Origin of the sequence: Mycobacterium gastri (assembly GCF_002102175.1) — a bacterium.
GTDB lineage: Bacteria > Actinomycetota > Actinomycetes > Mycobacteriales > Mycobacteriaceae > Mycobacterium > Mycobacterium gastri.
In genome coordinates this window covers 1-13915 of sequence record NZ_LQOX01000052.1, presented here as the reverse complement: position 1 = coordinate 13915, position 13915 = coordinate 1, and the positions used below count along the sequence as shown (strand labels likewise).

General features: G+C 65.0%; 10 protein-coding genes and 4 pseudogenes. 7 read left to right on the top strand and 7 right to left on the bottom strand.

The window, feature by feature from the left end; all coding sequences use genetic code 11:
• Positions 1-74: 74 nt before the first annotated feature.
• The 3 genes and pseudogenes from AWC07_RS03785 to AWC07_RS03775 all read right to left on the bottom strand — a co-directional run.
• Positions 75-782: pseudogene (locus tag AWC07_RS03785) on the bottom strand (haloalkane dehalogenase); the annotation flags it as partial.
• 17 nt (positions 783-799) lie between these two features.
• Positions 800-1285 carry an NUDIX hydrolase gene (locus AWC07_RS03780; RefSeq protein ID WP_036409270.1) on the bottom strand — a complete coding sequence of 162 codons (486 nt, stop codon included), beginning with the start codon at positions 1283-1285 and terminating at the stop codon, positions 800-802.
• Positions 1286-1296: 11 nt separating this feature from the next.
• Positions 1297-2658, bottom strand: a complete 1362-nt coding sequence (locus AWC07_RS03775; protein WP_036419245.1) for a WS/DGAT/MGAT family O-acyltransferase — start codon at positions 2656-2658, stop codon at positions 1297-1299.
• 193 nt (positions 2659-2851) lie between these two features.
• On the opposite strand from AWC07_RS03775, the gene AWC07_RS03770 reads away from it, so the two are divergent.
• Positions 2852-3622, top strand: coding sequence for a cysteine hydrolase family protein (locus AWC07_RS03770; RefSeq protein WP_036419241.1), 771 nt, complete (start codon positions 2852-2854; stop codon positions 3620-3622).
• A 32-nt stretch (positions 3623-3654) separates the two neighbouring features.
• Here the strand turns inward: AWC07_RS03770 and AWC07_RS03765 are convergent, their stop codons facing one another.
• On the bottom strand, positions 3655-4731 hold the full coding sequence (locus AWC07_RS03765) for an SDR family oxidoreductase (protein ID WP_036419238.1): 1077 nt from the start codon (positions 4729-4731) through the stop codon (positions 3655-3657).
• A 176-nt stretch (positions 4732-4907) separates the two neighbouring features.
• On the opposite strand from AWC07_RS03765, the gene AWC07_RS03760 reads away from it, so the two are divergent.
• From AWC07_RS03760 to AWC07_RS03735, 5 genes and pseudogenes are all read left to right on the top strand, one after another.
• Positions 4908-5714, top strand: coding sequence for a lysophospholipid acyltransferase family protein (locus tag AWC07_RS03760; RefSeq protein ID WP_036419235.1), 807 nt, complete (start codon positions 4908-4910; stop codon positions 5712-5714).
• Positions 5715-5921: 207 nt separating this feature from the next.
• Complete coding sequence (locus AWC07_RS03755; RefSeq protein WP_051508255.1) at positions 5922-6845, top strand: ISL3 family transposase; 924 nt, start codon at positions 5922-5924, stop codon at positions 6843-6845.
• Positions 6846-7252: 407 nt separating this feature from the next.
• The gene (locus tag AWC07_RS03750) at positions 7253-8323 is read left to right on the top strand and encodes a serine hydrolase domain-containing protein (RefSeq protein WP_085104957.1); all 1071 of its coding nucleotides are present in this window, start codon (positions 7253-7255) and stop codon (positions 8321-8323) included.
• A gap of 93 nt (positions 8324-8416) precedes the next feature.
• A pseudogene (locus AWC07_RS28385) lies at positions 8417-9142 on the top strand (hypothetical protein).
• Positions 9143-9146: 4 nt separating this feature from the next.
• Positions 9147-9656, top strand: a complete 510-nt coding sequence (locus tag AWC07_RS03735; RefSeq protein ID WP_036417829.1) for an adenosine-specific kinase — start codon at positions 9147-9149, stop codon at positions 9654-9656.
• A gap of 28 nt (positions 9657-9684) precedes the next feature.
• Here AWC07_RS03735 and AWC07_RS03730 read toward each other — a convergent pair whose 3' ends face one another.
• Positions 9685-11487: an AMP-dependent synthetase/ligase gene (locus AWC07_RS03730; RefSeq protein WP_036417831.1), complete on the bottom strand. Its 1803-nt coding sequence runs from the start codon at positions 11485-11487 to the stop codon at positions 9685-9687.
• A 264-nt stretch (positions 11488-11751) separates the two neighbouring features.
• Here AWC07_RS03730 and AWC07_RS28380 point away from each other — a divergent pair, with 264 nt between their 5' ends.
• Positions 11752-12768 (top strand): AraC family transcriptional regulator, encoded by a 1017-nt coding sequence (locus AWC07_RS28380; RefSeq protein ID WP_036417832.1) that lies wholly within the window; start codon positions 11752-11754, stop codon positions 12766-12768.
• 25 nt (positions 12769-12793) lie between these two features.
• On the opposite strand, the pseudogene eccE reads toward AWC07_RS28380, so the two are convergent.
• A pseudogene (eccE, locus tag AWC07_RS03720) lies at positions 12794-13777 on the bottom strand (type VII secretion protein EccE); the annotation flags it as partial.
• Between the two features lie 22 nt (positions 13778-13799).
• Positions 13800-13915, bottom strand: a pseudogene (locus AWC07_RS03715) (WXG100 family type VII secretion target); the annotation flags it as partial.

The window sequence follows — 13915 nt, the reverse complement described above, 5'->3', positions numbered from 1 at the left end:
GATCCGCGGATTCTTCGCCGACCCTCACCTCGCTTACATCACCGCCTAAGTCGCCTTACTAACGCTCGGCTTAGTAACTTGGTCCACGCAGTCTTGTTCGCCGCTGCCGCCGGGTCGTCCGGAGAGGTCGGTACCAGGCCGGGCATGGCTCGCGGCCCGGCACAGTAGTCGTCGTCGGGAAACGGTGCGTCGTAGCCCGCACGCACCGCGTCACTCATCTGACGGCGGCAGCCGCCCTGTACGAACCAGCCGATGTCCAGCTTCGGCGCGGTCTGGATCGCCTCCCGGAAGCGCCACCAGATCTCGGCCATCGGCTGCTCTCCGTTGGGCAGTCCGGTGTTGGCGACGACCAGCCGAGCGAAGCGTTCGGGATGCTCGGCGGCCAGCCGCAATCCGATCAGCCCGCCCCAGTCCTGTCCGACCAGGGTCACGTTGCGCAGGTCCAGCACGTCGAAAGCCAGCGCGCGCATCCACTCGACATGACGCGCATAGCTGTGGTCTTCGCGACGGGTCGGCTTGTCCGAACGGCCGAAACCGACCAGGTCCGGACAGATAACCCGATGACCCGCGGCGGCCAGGACCGGAATCATCTTGCGGTACAGATAGGACCACGACGGCTCACCATGCAGCATCAGGACTGGGTCGGCGCGCTCCGGACCGTCCTGCACCCAGGCGACCCGCAGCGTCCCGCCTTCGCCGTCCGGCAACTCGCAATACCTTGGCGGGTAAGGAAACTCAGGGAGGTCGTCGAACCGCTCGTCGGGTGTGCGCAATGTCTGCATCATGCGAACATACGCCGTCAGGAACCCTCGCTTAAGCCTGCCACCGACGGCTGTGCCATCAGCCGATCGAGGAATGCCCGCTGCCCCTTGAGCAGCTTGGCGCGCGCCTGCGCAACCGGAAACCAGCCGACCCGGTCGACCTCGGGGAAGGCTCGCACCGTGCCGGACGCCTTCGGCCACTCCAGCTCGAAGGTGTTGCTGTGCACGTCGGTGATGTCGAGGTCGGCTTCGACGGCGAAGACGGTAACCACTTTGCCGCTCGGTTGCTTCACCGCGCCCAGGTCGATTCGTGGCCCGTCCGGAACCGGCAACCCCAGCTCCTCGGTGAACTCCCGCCGGGCCGCCGGCCAGGGGTCTTCGCCGTCGGGGTATTCACCTTTCGGAATCGACCAGGCCCCATCGTCTTTGCGCGCCCAGAACGGGCCACCGGGATGCGCGATGAGGACGTCGACGACGCCGGCCGGTGCCCGATACAGCAGCAATCCCGCGCTGAGTCTGGGCATCCGGGTGATCCTCAGACTCCGGTGGCCTGCTCCAGATCCTTCAGCGACGATTCCAGGTGGAGCAGCAGCCGCTGCAGGTGCGGCACGCTGCGACGGCAACCGACCAGTCCGAAGTCGAGGTTGCCCGCGTTGTTCACCAGGGTGATGTTCAGCGCTTGGCCGTCGGGGATGTTGGACATCGGGTAGCTGCCGTCGAGCCGGGCGCCGCCGTAGTACAGCGGATCTGTCCCGCCCGGCACGTTGGAGATGACGATGTTGAACGGCGGCGGCACCGTCGACAGGAAGCCCGGTATGCCCGCCAACGTGAGCGGCGCCATGTGTAGCGCGGACAGCGCGAGCACCTGCAGTTGCGGCAACTCAGCGAGCACCTTCTTGTTGGCGCGCATCGACTCGCTGATGATCTTGATCCGCTCCGCGGGGTCCTCGACGTGAGTAGCGAGGTTGCACAGTAGGCTGCCGACCTTGTTGCCGCCGCCGTCCGAATCGTCTTTGGAGCGCAAGCTCACCGGGACCATCGCGATCAGCGGCGTGCTGGGCAGCGCGTCCTGTTCGATCAGGTAGTAGCGCAGCGCACCGGCGCACATCGCCAGGACGGTGTCGTTGACGGTGACCCCGGCTGCCTGCTTGACGGCCTTGACGCGCTCCAGCGACCAGGATTGCGCAGCGCACCGACGCGCTCCGCCGATCTTGACGTTGAACATGGTGTGCGGCGCCGCGAACGGCAACGTCAGCTGCTGTTGGAACAGCGCTGCGCGGGCTAGCTTCAAGGTCGAAGGGGCGAGGCCCACAACCGATCCGGCCATCTTGACCAGCGAGCTGAACGGAGACGACGATCCACCGGACGGCGGGCGCGTCGGCCGGGGCAGATTCCACATCGCCCGCACCTCGGTGTCGTCCGGGTCGGTCGACAGGGTGCGCTGCATCAGCTTCATCGCGGAGACACCGTCGATCAGGGCATGGTGCATCTTGGTGTACATCGCGAACCGGCCGTCGTTGAGCCCCTCCACCACGTACAGTTCCCACAGCGGACGATGCCGGTCCAGCAGGCTGGTGTGCAGCCTCGAGGTCAGCTCCAGCAGATCGCGGACCCGCCCCGGCGACGGCAGGGCGGAGCGGCGGACGTGGTAGTCCATGTCGATCTCGTCGTCGTAGGCCCACGCCAAACGGGCGATTCCACCCCCGATCGTCGCGGGGTGTTTACGGAACGTGGGCTGGAATTCCTCGTTTGCAACCAGCGCGTCGTAGAACTGCCGCACGAACTCCGGACCCGCCCCCTGCGGCGGCTCGAACAACGACAAGCCGCCCACGTGCATGGGATGCTCCCGCGATTCGGCGAACAGGAACATCGAGTCGTTGGGCATCATCAATTCCATGCACCAATTAAAGCGTGTCGAACAACTTTGTTGCCTGTTCAGCATCGCCCTCTGGCCGCAGCGGGCGGTTATCCAGCGGACGCGCTCGTGGTCATGGTCCCGGTTGAACCTCAAAGTGGTTTGCGGATGCGGGTCGCCCGAGGTTCTGGTAGACCTTACGCACCACGGTCTGTGCTCGACGTGAGGAGATTGGATGGGCGCAGAACTAGTGCCGCTCGGCGCGGCGGCGGCGACAGCATGGCAGGTGTCGGAAGATCTCGTTGACACCGTCCGCAACACACCCCGTCCGCGCCCCGTCCGGATTGCCGCCGAACCGCAGGACCTATTGATCGACCTTTCCCGAACCGGGATGGTGGTCATCGATATGCAGAACGATTTCTGCGCAAGAGGTGGCTGGCTCGACCACATTGGCGTTGACATCACGCCTGTCCGCAAACCCATCGGCCCCCTCCGTAGCCTGCTGCCCGCATTGCGGGACTGCGGCGTGCCAGTAGTTTGGGTCAATTGGGGCAATCGGCCGGACCGGCTGAATCTGAGTCCATCGCTGTTGCATGCCTTTAACCCAGTGGGCACCGGCGTCGGCATTGGTGATCCGCTGCCCCACGCCGGCGCCCGTGTCCTACAACGCGACAGTTGGGCTGCCGCGATTGTCGACGAACTTCAGCCGGCAGCGGCCGATATATGCGTGGATAAATATCGGATGAGTGGCTTCTGGGACACTGCATTAGACAGCATCCTGCGAAATCTCGGCCTGACCACGCTGCTGTTCGGCGGTGTCAACGCTGATCAGTGCGTCATGACCACACTGCAGGACGCCAACTTCCTTGGCTACGATTGCATCCTCGTCACCGATTGCACGGCGACCAGTTCGCCGGAATATTGCTGGCAGGCAACGCTTTACAACGTGAAGCAGTGCTTTGGATTTGTAACCGACAGTGCCGCGCTGCGTCGGGCGCTCAGCTAGATCACCGGATCGTCACCGGGCGCGCGGCACCCTCAGAACATCGCCGCGGAGCCGACTTCGGAGTGGCGGCGCATGAAATCCACGAGTCGGTCGACGTAGCCGGTGAACGGCGGGGGCCCGACCGGGCCGTCGGCAAGGTCGGCGCGGCAATGATCGGTCAAATAGAAAGTGGGATGGGCGAAATAGTCGACCGCCTCGGGCGGGATCCGCATCAACCGGTAGAGCCCGGGAACGTGCGCCAACGAGCCCTTCGCCAGCTTGCGCGGTAGCGGAATCTTGACCAGTTGCCGGCCGGTCGCCCGGGCCAGCACGTCGGTCATCTCCTCGACTGTTAGCGGTTGGGGATCGGCCAGGTGATAGGTGCGGCCCTCCGAAATGGCGAGCCCACTCAAATAACTCACCGCGTCAACGACGAAGTCACGCGGGACCACGTTCACCCGCGTCATGGTGGGATCTCCCGCCACCGGCAGGATCGCGTGCCGGGGCTGCCGCAACAGCCACTGCATCACGAAGTAGGGCCCGTCGAACTTCTGCGTCTCACCCGTTCGGCTGTCACCGACCACGATCGAGGGCCGATAGATGGTCGCCGGCATCCCGGCCGACATCCGCCATCTCACGTCCGCCTCGGCGAGATGCTTGGTCTCCTCGTAATGGTTGTTGAACGGCGCACCCACTTCCAGGTCGTCCTCGCCGAACGGGCCGGCATAACGTCCGCTGACGTAGCAGGTGCTGAAGTAGTGCAGCCGGGTCAGGTTGGGGCACTGTTCAACTGCGTCAAGGACGTTGCGGGTGCCGTCGACGTTGATCCGCACTGCCGCCTCGCGAGCGACCGCCAGGTCGTATGCGGCGGCCAGGTGCCACGCCTCGGTGACCCCAGCAAGGGCGGCCGCGGCGAGGCCGAGTCCGGGTTGGGTGATGTCGCCCTCGACCAACTCGATCCGCCCGCTCACCGACGGTTCGGCGACGCTGAGTTCGGCCACGCGGCGCTTCGCCAGACTGGCGAATTTGGACTGCACCAGACAAATTGCCGTGCTTTCCGTGCGGTTGAGGATGCGCGGCAGCAACGCACTGCCGAGAAAGCCGGGGAACCCGGTCATCAACACGGTCATACCCACACTCCTGCCCACTTGTGCGATGTCGTGGCTTAGACCAGACGCTACCGATTCGCAGAGTTGCCGACGGGGGACTTTAGACCTCGCAACCGCAGCCATTAGTCCTCGGACAGAGCACCGGGGCGGGAGGATAATCGACTCACCGGCAGTTCGACTACTGATAGGCAGAATACGTGAGCGGCAACGTGATTGACGACTCCGAGATGGCCAAGTGGGATCCGGCCTTCACCAAGGCGTTGATCGGCGCAGTCACCCCGTTCGTCAAGCGCTGGTTCCGGGCCGAAGTGCGCGGCCTGGAATCGTTTCCCCCGACCGGGGGGGCGCTGCTGGTGTCCAACCACTCCGGCGGGGTGTTGACGCCCGACTGGAACGTGCTTGCGCCCGCCTTCTACGGCAGGTTCGGCTACGGTCGTCCGCTGTATACCCTTGCCCACTATGGGGTTTTCTTCACCCCATTCCGCGCGGCGCTCGGCCGCCTCGGCGTCATTCACGCCAATCGGGACAACGCGGTCACGGCGTTGCGTTCGGGTGCGGTCGTGCTGGCATTTCCCGGCGGTGACTACGACGCATTCCGGCCGACGTTGGCGCAGAACGTCATCGACTTCGGCGGTCGCACCGGATACGTCGGGACCGCACTGCAGGCCGGCGTACCGATCGTGCCTGCGGTGTCGATCGGGGGCCAGGAGACCCAGCTCTTCGTCACCCGCGGCAACTGGCTGGCAAAGCATTTGGGGCTCAAACGGATTCGCATCGAGATCCTGCCGGTCACCATCGGCCTACCGTTCGGCATGACGCTGTTCTTCCCGGCCAACATGCCGCTGCCCGCCAAAATCGTCTACCAGGTGCTGGAACCGATCGACGTCGCTGCCCAATTCGGCGAGGACGCCGAGGCGGCGGAGGTCGACGCCCATGTGCGTTCGGTGATGCAAGCTGCGCTCGACGAACTGGGCCACCAGCGCCGGATCCCCGTACTGGGCTGACCGATTGCAGGCCGGCTCCCGGACCATCTTCTTGGTGACGAAAGTCCTCAACTTGCAAACTTTTCTTCAGGTGCCTCACACAAATGTGAGCGCGAAGTGTGGCATGGTGCCTCACGCATGATGAGCGCGTGGGGGGCTTGCGCTACTTCGTCTTGGCCAATCGGTTGATTGACGGTTGCAATGCTTCCAGGTCGACGTGATGGGGGTGTGGCGGGCCACACCTGGGCATTCGAGGACACCTGCGCGTGGCTGGCCGCGCACACCGCCATGAGCGTGCTCACGGTGCTGCTGCGCATCGCCTGGCGCACCGTCGCGGCGATCGTGACCAGGGTGGTCGCCGACGGCCGCGACACCAATGACCTGCTCGCCGGGCTGGCCCGAATCGGCATCGACGAGATTTCTTATCGCAAGGGACACCGCTATTTGACGGTGATCGTTGATCACGGGACGGGCCGGCTGGTGTGGGCCGCCGAGGGCCGCAACACCGACACGCTGGGCCGGTTCTTCGACCAGCTCGGCGCCGACCGCGCGAAGCTGCTCACCCACGTCAGCTGCGATGGCGCGGAATGGATCCACGCTCTGGTGCGCCAGCGCGCGCCGGGCGCGGTGATTTGTCTGGACCCGTTCCATGTGGTGGCCTGGGCGCTGAGGGCACTGGACAAGGTGCGGGTGCGCACCATGACCAAGGCAGGGGTTCGGGATCGGCACGCGATGTGGGCGACCCGCAAGAACCCGCCCGAGCTGACCTGCGAGCAGCGCACCAGCCTCTCTGAGATCGCCGACACCAATCGCACCCTCTACCGGGCGTATCTGCTCAAAGAGCAACTGCGCGAAGTCTTTCGGGTCAAAGGCAACTACGGGCGGCAGCTGTTGGCCGGGTGGCTGTCGTGGGCGTCGCACTCGCGCATCCCGGAGTTCGTCACGCTCGCCCGCAGCATCCGCCGCCACCGCGACCTGATCTGCAACACCCTCGACCACGGGCTGTCGAACGCCCGATCCGAGGCCACCAACACTCACCTGCGGGCATTGACCAAGCGCGCCTATGGATTCCACAGCCCGGACGCGCTGATAGCCATGGCATTGTTGACCCGTGGCGACCTTTGTCCACCACTACCCGGGCGCGCAGCATGAAACCCCACCCACGGAAACGTCAGTAGAACCACACACCGTGAGTAGTCAACGCCTCAACGATTCGCTTGATCTATACATCGCTGCCGCGCCCGAATTTATTCCGGCCGGTGTCGGCCTAAAGCGGCCCGTGTCCCCGTGCACGTCCCGTCGGGAAACCGTCGGGAAGCCGTCCGGAACCGTCGAGAACCGTCGGGCACGGGCCCGTGAGCTGCAACTGCGATACCGTCACGCACAGCTGGTAACTACTGTCTCCCGTATGGCCAGGAAGAAGGAGGGCCTCCGTGGAAATATTCACGCCCTTCGGCCGCCGACCAACTCGAAAGCGGTTGAAAGCCACTCCGCGACTCGGATCGGGTACCGGGCCGGCACACCGAAGGCGGTGGCGGGTCCTGGCGGCGATTCTGCTGATGACACTTCCCGGCTGCGCCCACGCGGGTGTCCAACCCAAGGGCTGGACCCTGCGGCTCGACCAGGTCATTCCCGCCGGAATGGCTGAGGCGTCGGTACCGGGTGCGCTCGTCGGCGTCTGGAAACCCGGTGAGCCGCCCTACGTACGGGCGTTCGGACTGAGCGACACCAATACCGGCGCACCGATGGCCACCGATATGCACATGCGCATCGGCAGCGTCACAAAGACCTTCACCACAACCGCCATTCTGCAGTTGGTGGACCAGGGCAAGGTCGGACTCGACGATCCGATCGGCAAGTATGTGCCGGGAATTCCCAACGGCGACGTGATCACGCTGCGCAAACTGGGCCAAATGCGCTCGGGGCTCTTCGACTACTCGACCGAGACGGCGCCGCCGAAACCGGGGGAAGAGGGACGCCAACGTGCGCCGGAAGAGCTGATCCAGATCGCAGCCAGCCATCCGCCGGTCTTTCCGCCCGGAGCGCAATTCGACTACAGCAATACCAATACGGTGCTGCTCGGCATGGTGGTCCAGAAGGTCTCCGGCCAATCGTTGACCGACTTCATCCGCGACCACATCACGCAACCTCTCAACATGCAGCACACCGTGTTGCCGGTCGGCGCCGAAATTCCCTCGCCACACGCGCACGGCTACACCAAGCGTCCGGGCGGCCAGATCCAAGATGCCACCGACTTCAACCCGTCGTGGGGGTGGGCAGCGGGAGCCATGGTCTCCACCCTCGACGACATGCGCATCTGGGCCCGCAACGTAGCGGAAGGCGCATTGCTCTCGAAGGCCGCACAGGCCCAACGCCTCGAATTCCTGCTCGCGCCGTCAGAGGGAACCGGCACGCTCTACGGGTTCGGACTCGAGAACCAAAACGCGTGGATAGGCCACAACGGGAACATTCCCGGCTACCAGTCCTACGTCTACTACCTCCCCGCCGAGGGCACGACGCTGCTCATGCTCGTCAACTCGAATGTCGAGGTTCTCGGGGTATGGAACTTCTTCACCAAGATCGCCAACATCGTCAGCCCCACTCACTCCTGGCCGGCCCCACCCGCATAGAACTAGCGCGCGTCCGCCCGCGGAAGAAGGCGAGTCCGTGGAAAAGTTCGCCCCCTCCATCAACTGGGGCCACGAGATGGTTGCCTCGTTGCGGTGGATTCTCGAGGCCTGGCGGTCAGCGGGGCATGCCTGCTCGTCGTCGCAGCACTGGTCATCCGATTCACCCGCTGGGGCAGCCGGTTCTGGCGCATCACCGGCGAGTACTACACCGGCCGGCACAGCGTCCAGATCTGGGGTTTGTTCGGCGCGCTGCTGCTGTCGGTCATCACTTCGGTGCGGCTCACGGTGCTGTTCACCTACTACAGCAACGACCTGTATTCGGCGCTTCAGGCCGCGTTCCAGGGCGCCGCCGCCGGCAATAACGCGGTGCGGGACTCGGGCATCCGCGGTTTTTGGGTGGTCATCTGGACCTGCTGCGTTATCGCCACCCTGCAAGTGATCCGGGTGATGACGGATTTGTATGTCACACAACGATTTTTGATCCGGTAGCGGGTGTGGCTCACCGACCGGCTGACCGCGGACTGGCTCGACGGGCGGGCCTACTATCGGGGCCGGTTCCTGGACACCACGATCGACAACCCCGACCAACGCATCCAGCAGGACATCGACATTTTCACCGCAGGTGTCGGTGGCGCGACCAACAGCCCGTCGGTCGGCACGTCGCTGGGCAACCTGCGCGCCGGCGTGAGCTACCCGGCGATGGAGGGTGACATCGACGACCTGACGCTGCGCGACACCCTGGCCAAAGTCACCTTGCCCAACCTCATCGGCCGGCTCGACGATACCTGCCGCCAATCCATTCGAAACGTGACAGCATAAGTCTGTGACTGGGTCTGTTCCCAAGACGTCACTGTCCTGGGATGTGGTGCTCGTCGACAAGCCCGATGACGTCAACATAGTGATCGGCCAGGCGCACTTCATCAAGACGGTCGATGACCTCCACGAGGCGCTGGTGGGGGTGAGTTCAGCACTACGGTTCGGGCTGGCGTTTTGCGAAGCGTCTGGGCCTCGCTTGGTTCGGCGCAGCGGTAATGATGCTGATCTGGTCGAGCTCGCGACCAACACCGCCCTGGCGATCGCGGCCGGACACTGCTTCGTGATCTTCCTGCGCGAAGGGTTCCCGATCAGCGTCCTCAATCCGGTGAAAGCGGTGCCCGAAGTCTGCACGATCCACTGCGCCACGGCCAATCCCGTTGAAGTCGTGGTCGCGGTGACGGAGCACGGGCGGGGCATCGCGGCCGTGGTCGACGGCCAACCACCCCTCGGGGTGGAGACCGATCGTGACGTCACCGAGCGGCGCGAGCTACTGCGCGCCATCGGTTACAAGCTCTGACTGCTGTCAGATAGCCGAGCCGCTCCGGTCAGCGCTTGCTGTACAGGGACTCGATCTCGGCGGCGAAGCGTTGCGCCACCACATTGCGTTTGACCTTCAGCGTCGGGGTCAGCTCACCGGTCAAGACGGTGAAGTCGACCGGCAGGATGCGGAACCGCCGGATCGATTCGGCTTGGGAAACAGCCTGATTGGCTTGCTTAACCGCCTGATCGATCTCCCCGGCCAGGTCGGGGTCGTCGATCAGATCGGCCACCGACGCCGTCGCTTCCTTGCCATGGTGCTGCTTCCACACGTCGAACCCTTCCGGGTCGATCGCTATCAGCGCAGCCACATACGGCCTGTTGTCTCCGACCACCATGGCCTGGCTGACCAGCGGGTGTGCGCGCAACTGGTCTTCGAGGACAGCCGGAGCGACGTTCTTGCCGCCGGCGGTCACGATGATCTCCTTCTTGCGGCCGACGATCGACAAGAAGCCGTCGGCATCGACCGACCCGAGGTCGCCGGTGTGGAACCACCCGTTGACGATCGCCTCGGCAGTGGCGTTCTCGTTGTGCCAGTAGCCGGTGAACACCACGCCGCCGCGTACCAGCACCTCGCCGTCATTGGCGATCGCCATGCTGTTGCCGGGCAACAACTTGCCGACGGTGCCGACCCGCTCTTCGCCGACCCGGTTCACGGTGATCGCGGCACTGGTCTCGGTGAGCCCGTAGCCCTCGTAGATGGTCACCCCGATGCCGCGGTAGAAGTGGCACAGCCGTTTGCCCAACGGCGCTCCCCCGGAGACCGCGGCGTGGCAGTTGCCGCCCAGCGCAGCGCGTAGCTTGCCGTAGACCAGCTGGTCGAACAGCGCGTGTCTGGCCCGCAGCAGCAAACTCGGACCGCCGGCGTCCTGGGCCGTGCTCCATTCGATCGCGGTGCGAGCGGCGGCATCGAAAATCTTGCCCCTACCGCTGTCCTGGGCCTTCAATTCAGCTGTGTTGTAGACCTTTTCGAATACCCGGGGCACCGACACCACCACCGTCGGCTGGAACACAGCCAACGTGGACACCAGGTTCTTGATGTCGCTGGTGTAGCCGATCGTGACCTTGTTGGCGAATGCCGACATGGACAGTGAACGCGCCAGCACATGCGCCAGCGGCAGGAAGACCAGCAGCCGTTCACCCTTGCGCAACAGCGTCGGAAAGCATGACGCCGCGCCGCGCGCCTCGTACAGCAGATTCGAGTGAGTCAGCCGGCAGCCCTTCGGACGGCCCGTCGTGCCCGAGGTGTAGATCAGCGTCGCGGGGTCGGCCGCCCGCAACGACGCCAGCCGTTGGTCGAGTTGGCCGACGTCCACTGCCCTCCCGGCCTCGGCCAGCTCGTCGAGGGCCGTCGGGCCGCTCGACTCGAGCTGCAAGATTTTACGCAGGCTCGGCAGCTCGTCGCTGAGCTCCTTGATCACCTGCGCATGGGCATCGGTCTCGACGATCGCCAGCACGGCCCCGGAATCCTCCAGCACCCAGCGCACCTGCTCGGCCGAGGAGGTGTCATAGATCGGGACGGTGACCGCGCCCACCGAAAGGATCGCGTAGTCAAGGATCACCCACTCGTAGCGGGTGGCCGACAAAATCGCGACTCGATCACCGGCATTCACGTTCTCGGCGATCAAACCCAGTGCCGTGGTACGGATCTGCTGAGCGGCCTCAGCGCAGGTCACATCGGTCCACACCCCGTTGACCAGGCGCTGGAAGATCACATGATCGGGGTCGTCGCGCTCATGTGCGTACACACTGCCGGCGATGTGGTCGTTGTCGCCGACGGTGAAATCCGCCGCAACATTGAATTCACGCATGGTCTGAAGTCCCCTGCAGCTGGTCGCGATTGGATTCGACTGATGGGTCACGGTCGCCCGACGGGGCGGCCTCCACGGGCGTGGACGGTTTTTCGATGAACACCAACTCACCTCCTGGCCTCTGCCGATTGCCGCCGGCAAGTCCGGTGCGAAGCATTATCCACTGACGCTAGCCGCCTGCGCAGTTTGCTTCCACATGGCCCGTCAGCGTCTTGGGTTCTCGGGTGCTTGACATAGCGGCGCGGTCCGCTGAGGGTCAACGGCATGTCCGTGGTGCGCGGGACCGGGCTGTCCAACTACCCGACGCTGGTCGCCGAGTTGGGCGGCGACCCGGCCAGCCTGCTGCGGGCAGCTGGTATCCGGGACCGAGACGTAGGCAACTACGACGCGTTCATACCTTTGCGCGCGGCGATGAGGGCAATGGAGTCGGCCGCCGAGGCTACGGCCGCACCGGATTTCGGGCGCAGGTTGGCCCGGCGACAGAGTATCGAGATCCTGGGGCCGGTGGGCGTGGCCGCTCGAACCGCCGCGACGGTGGCCGACGCCTTGTCGATCTTCAACACCTTCATGGCGGCCTATAGCCCGGTTATCCGCATACAGATCTCCTCGTCGGCCGATGCACAGCGGTCATTCATCGGAATCCAGTTCCTCGTCGACGACGCGATCCCCTGTCCGCAGACGCTGGAACTGGCGTTGGGCGTCTCGCTCGGGGTGTTACGCCTGCTGATGGGCACCGACTACGCCCCGCTGGCGGTGCACGTATCCCACGACCCGGTCACCGCACCGGCCGACTACACGCAGTACTTCGGATGCACACCGTATTTCGCCGAACGCAGGAGCGGATTCACCGTGCGCACCGCGGACCTGAGCCGGCCGTTGAGCCGAGACGACGTCGCCCACCGCGCAGTGGTCGACTATCTGAGCAGCATCACCCCACTGGGCGCCGGGATCGTGGAATCGGTGCGCGCCATCGTTCGCCAATTACTGCCCACCGGGGCGGCGACCCTCGATGTGGTGGCAGAGCAGTTTCACCTGCATCCGAAGACGTTGCAGCGCAGGCTAGCCGACGACGGCACTACCTTCGCTGTTCTGGTCGACCAAGTCCGCAAAGACACCGCTGACCACTACCTGCGCACGACGGGTATCAGCTTGTCGCACCTAACCAGGGAATTGGGCTATGCCGAGCAGAGCGTGTTGACGCGCTCCTGCAAGCGCTGGTTCGGGGCAGGGCCGGCAGCCTATCGAAACCGGACCCGCTTGTCGGCATTCGCGCGGTCCTGAGCGGCTCACCCGCGGATCGTTTGGCGCCCATGGGATATATCGTGGTGGGCCAATTCAGCCGGCCGAGCAGGTGCCCGGTCAGCCTGGTGTGCCCGTCGAGTCGCTGTGTCGACAACGGATTCAACGCCGTCAGCGCCGCGCGGTGGTTGCCGTGTTGCGCAACCAAGCCGGCCAGCGGCGGGGCACTGCCGGGTTTGGCGCCGGCGCGAAAGGCGCACGCGGCGGCCAAGGTAGGGCTGCTTGCATCGCCGGCGATCTCCAGCGCCGCCCAGGTTTCGGACGCCGGATGCGTCCAGATCGCCTCAAGGGTATCGGCCAGCATGGTGTCGACGTCGATCCGGTACGCCGCGACGTAATCTGCTGTGGCAGGCGCTATCTCGCGGACAACCGCACGCCAGGTCTCACGCGCCGACCGGGCGGCCAACGGCGGAACATCGTCGGGTCCGGCTATGCATGCCGCCCAACCCAGCTCCCGCAGCTGGCTGGCGAGGCGGCGCGCCGCAACCAGAGTGGCCTGCTGCAACGGGATGCGTGCGCAGCGGGCCTGCAGCGCAGCCAGGTTGTCGGCCGCCGACACCGTCAGCCCTATCCAGGTTTGCTGCACACCAGTTGCGGCGTGGTGGACAGTAATTCGGACTTTGTCGGCACGGATGCCGTAGCGATTCAGATACCGGGCGATCAGGAGCAAGGGAAGCCCCGGCGCCTCGGCGTTCAGCCGCCGCACCCGAATTAGCGCGGTTGCCTTGACGTCGATGGATGCTCGCGGTTGCGGCCGTCGGCGGCGACGGGTCATCGCCAGGCGGCGGCGCACGATCTGAGTCAAGTGAAGTCCACGCCACCAACCGAATACCACCACTACCACCGCGGCAGCCACGCCAAGAACCCACTGGTCGCGCGCCGACCGCCACGGGTATGCCATCACTGCGGGCACCACAGCCAACGACGCCAGCGTGATGCGTCCGGTACTCGGCCAGACCGTCCGCCATTGCCGGTTCACCGTGACCACCATCACCACAACGGATTATCGCCCGTTACCCCCACTTGGCGGCCTCGGCCGCGTCGCGCGCGTTCATGGCCATGGTGTTGGATTCGTGGGTGCTGGCCATCGACTGATAGGCCCGCATCAGGTTCTCCATGGCCTGGTTCC

What these genes read in the sequence shown, in the direction of transcription:
- AWC07_RS03780 (WP_036409270.1), bottom strand. Translation starts at nt 1,285, where the DNA reads ATGCCCAGACTCAGCGCGGGATTGCTGCTGTATCGGGCACCGGCCGGC.
- AWC07_RS03775 (WP_036419245.1), bottom strand. Translation starts at nt 2,658, where the DNA reads ATGGAATTGATGATGCCCAACGACTCGATGTTCCTGTTCGCCGAATCG.
- AWC07_RS03770 (WP_036419241.1), top strand. Translation starts at nt 2,852, where the DNA reads ATGGGCGCAGAACTAGTGCCGCTCGGCGCGGCGGCGGCGACAGCATGG.
- AWC07_RS03765 (WP_036419238.1), bottom strand. Translation starts at nt 4,731, where the DNA reads ATGACCGTGTTGATGACCGGGTTCCCCGGCTTTCTCGGCAGTGCGTTG.
- AWC07_RS03750 (WP_085104957.1), top strand. Translation starts at nt 7,253, where the DNA reads ATGACACTTCCCGGCTGCGCCCACGCGGGTGTCCAACCCAAGGGCTGG.
- AWC07_RS03730 (WP_036417831.1), bottom strand. Translation starts at nt 11,487, where the DNA reads ATGCGTGAATTCAATGTTGCGGCGGATTTCACCGTCGGCGACAACGAC.
- AWC07_RS28380 (WP_036417832.1), top strand. Translation starts at nt 11,752, where the DNA reads ATGTCCGTGGTGCGCGGGACCGGGCTGTCCAACTACCCGACGCTGGTC.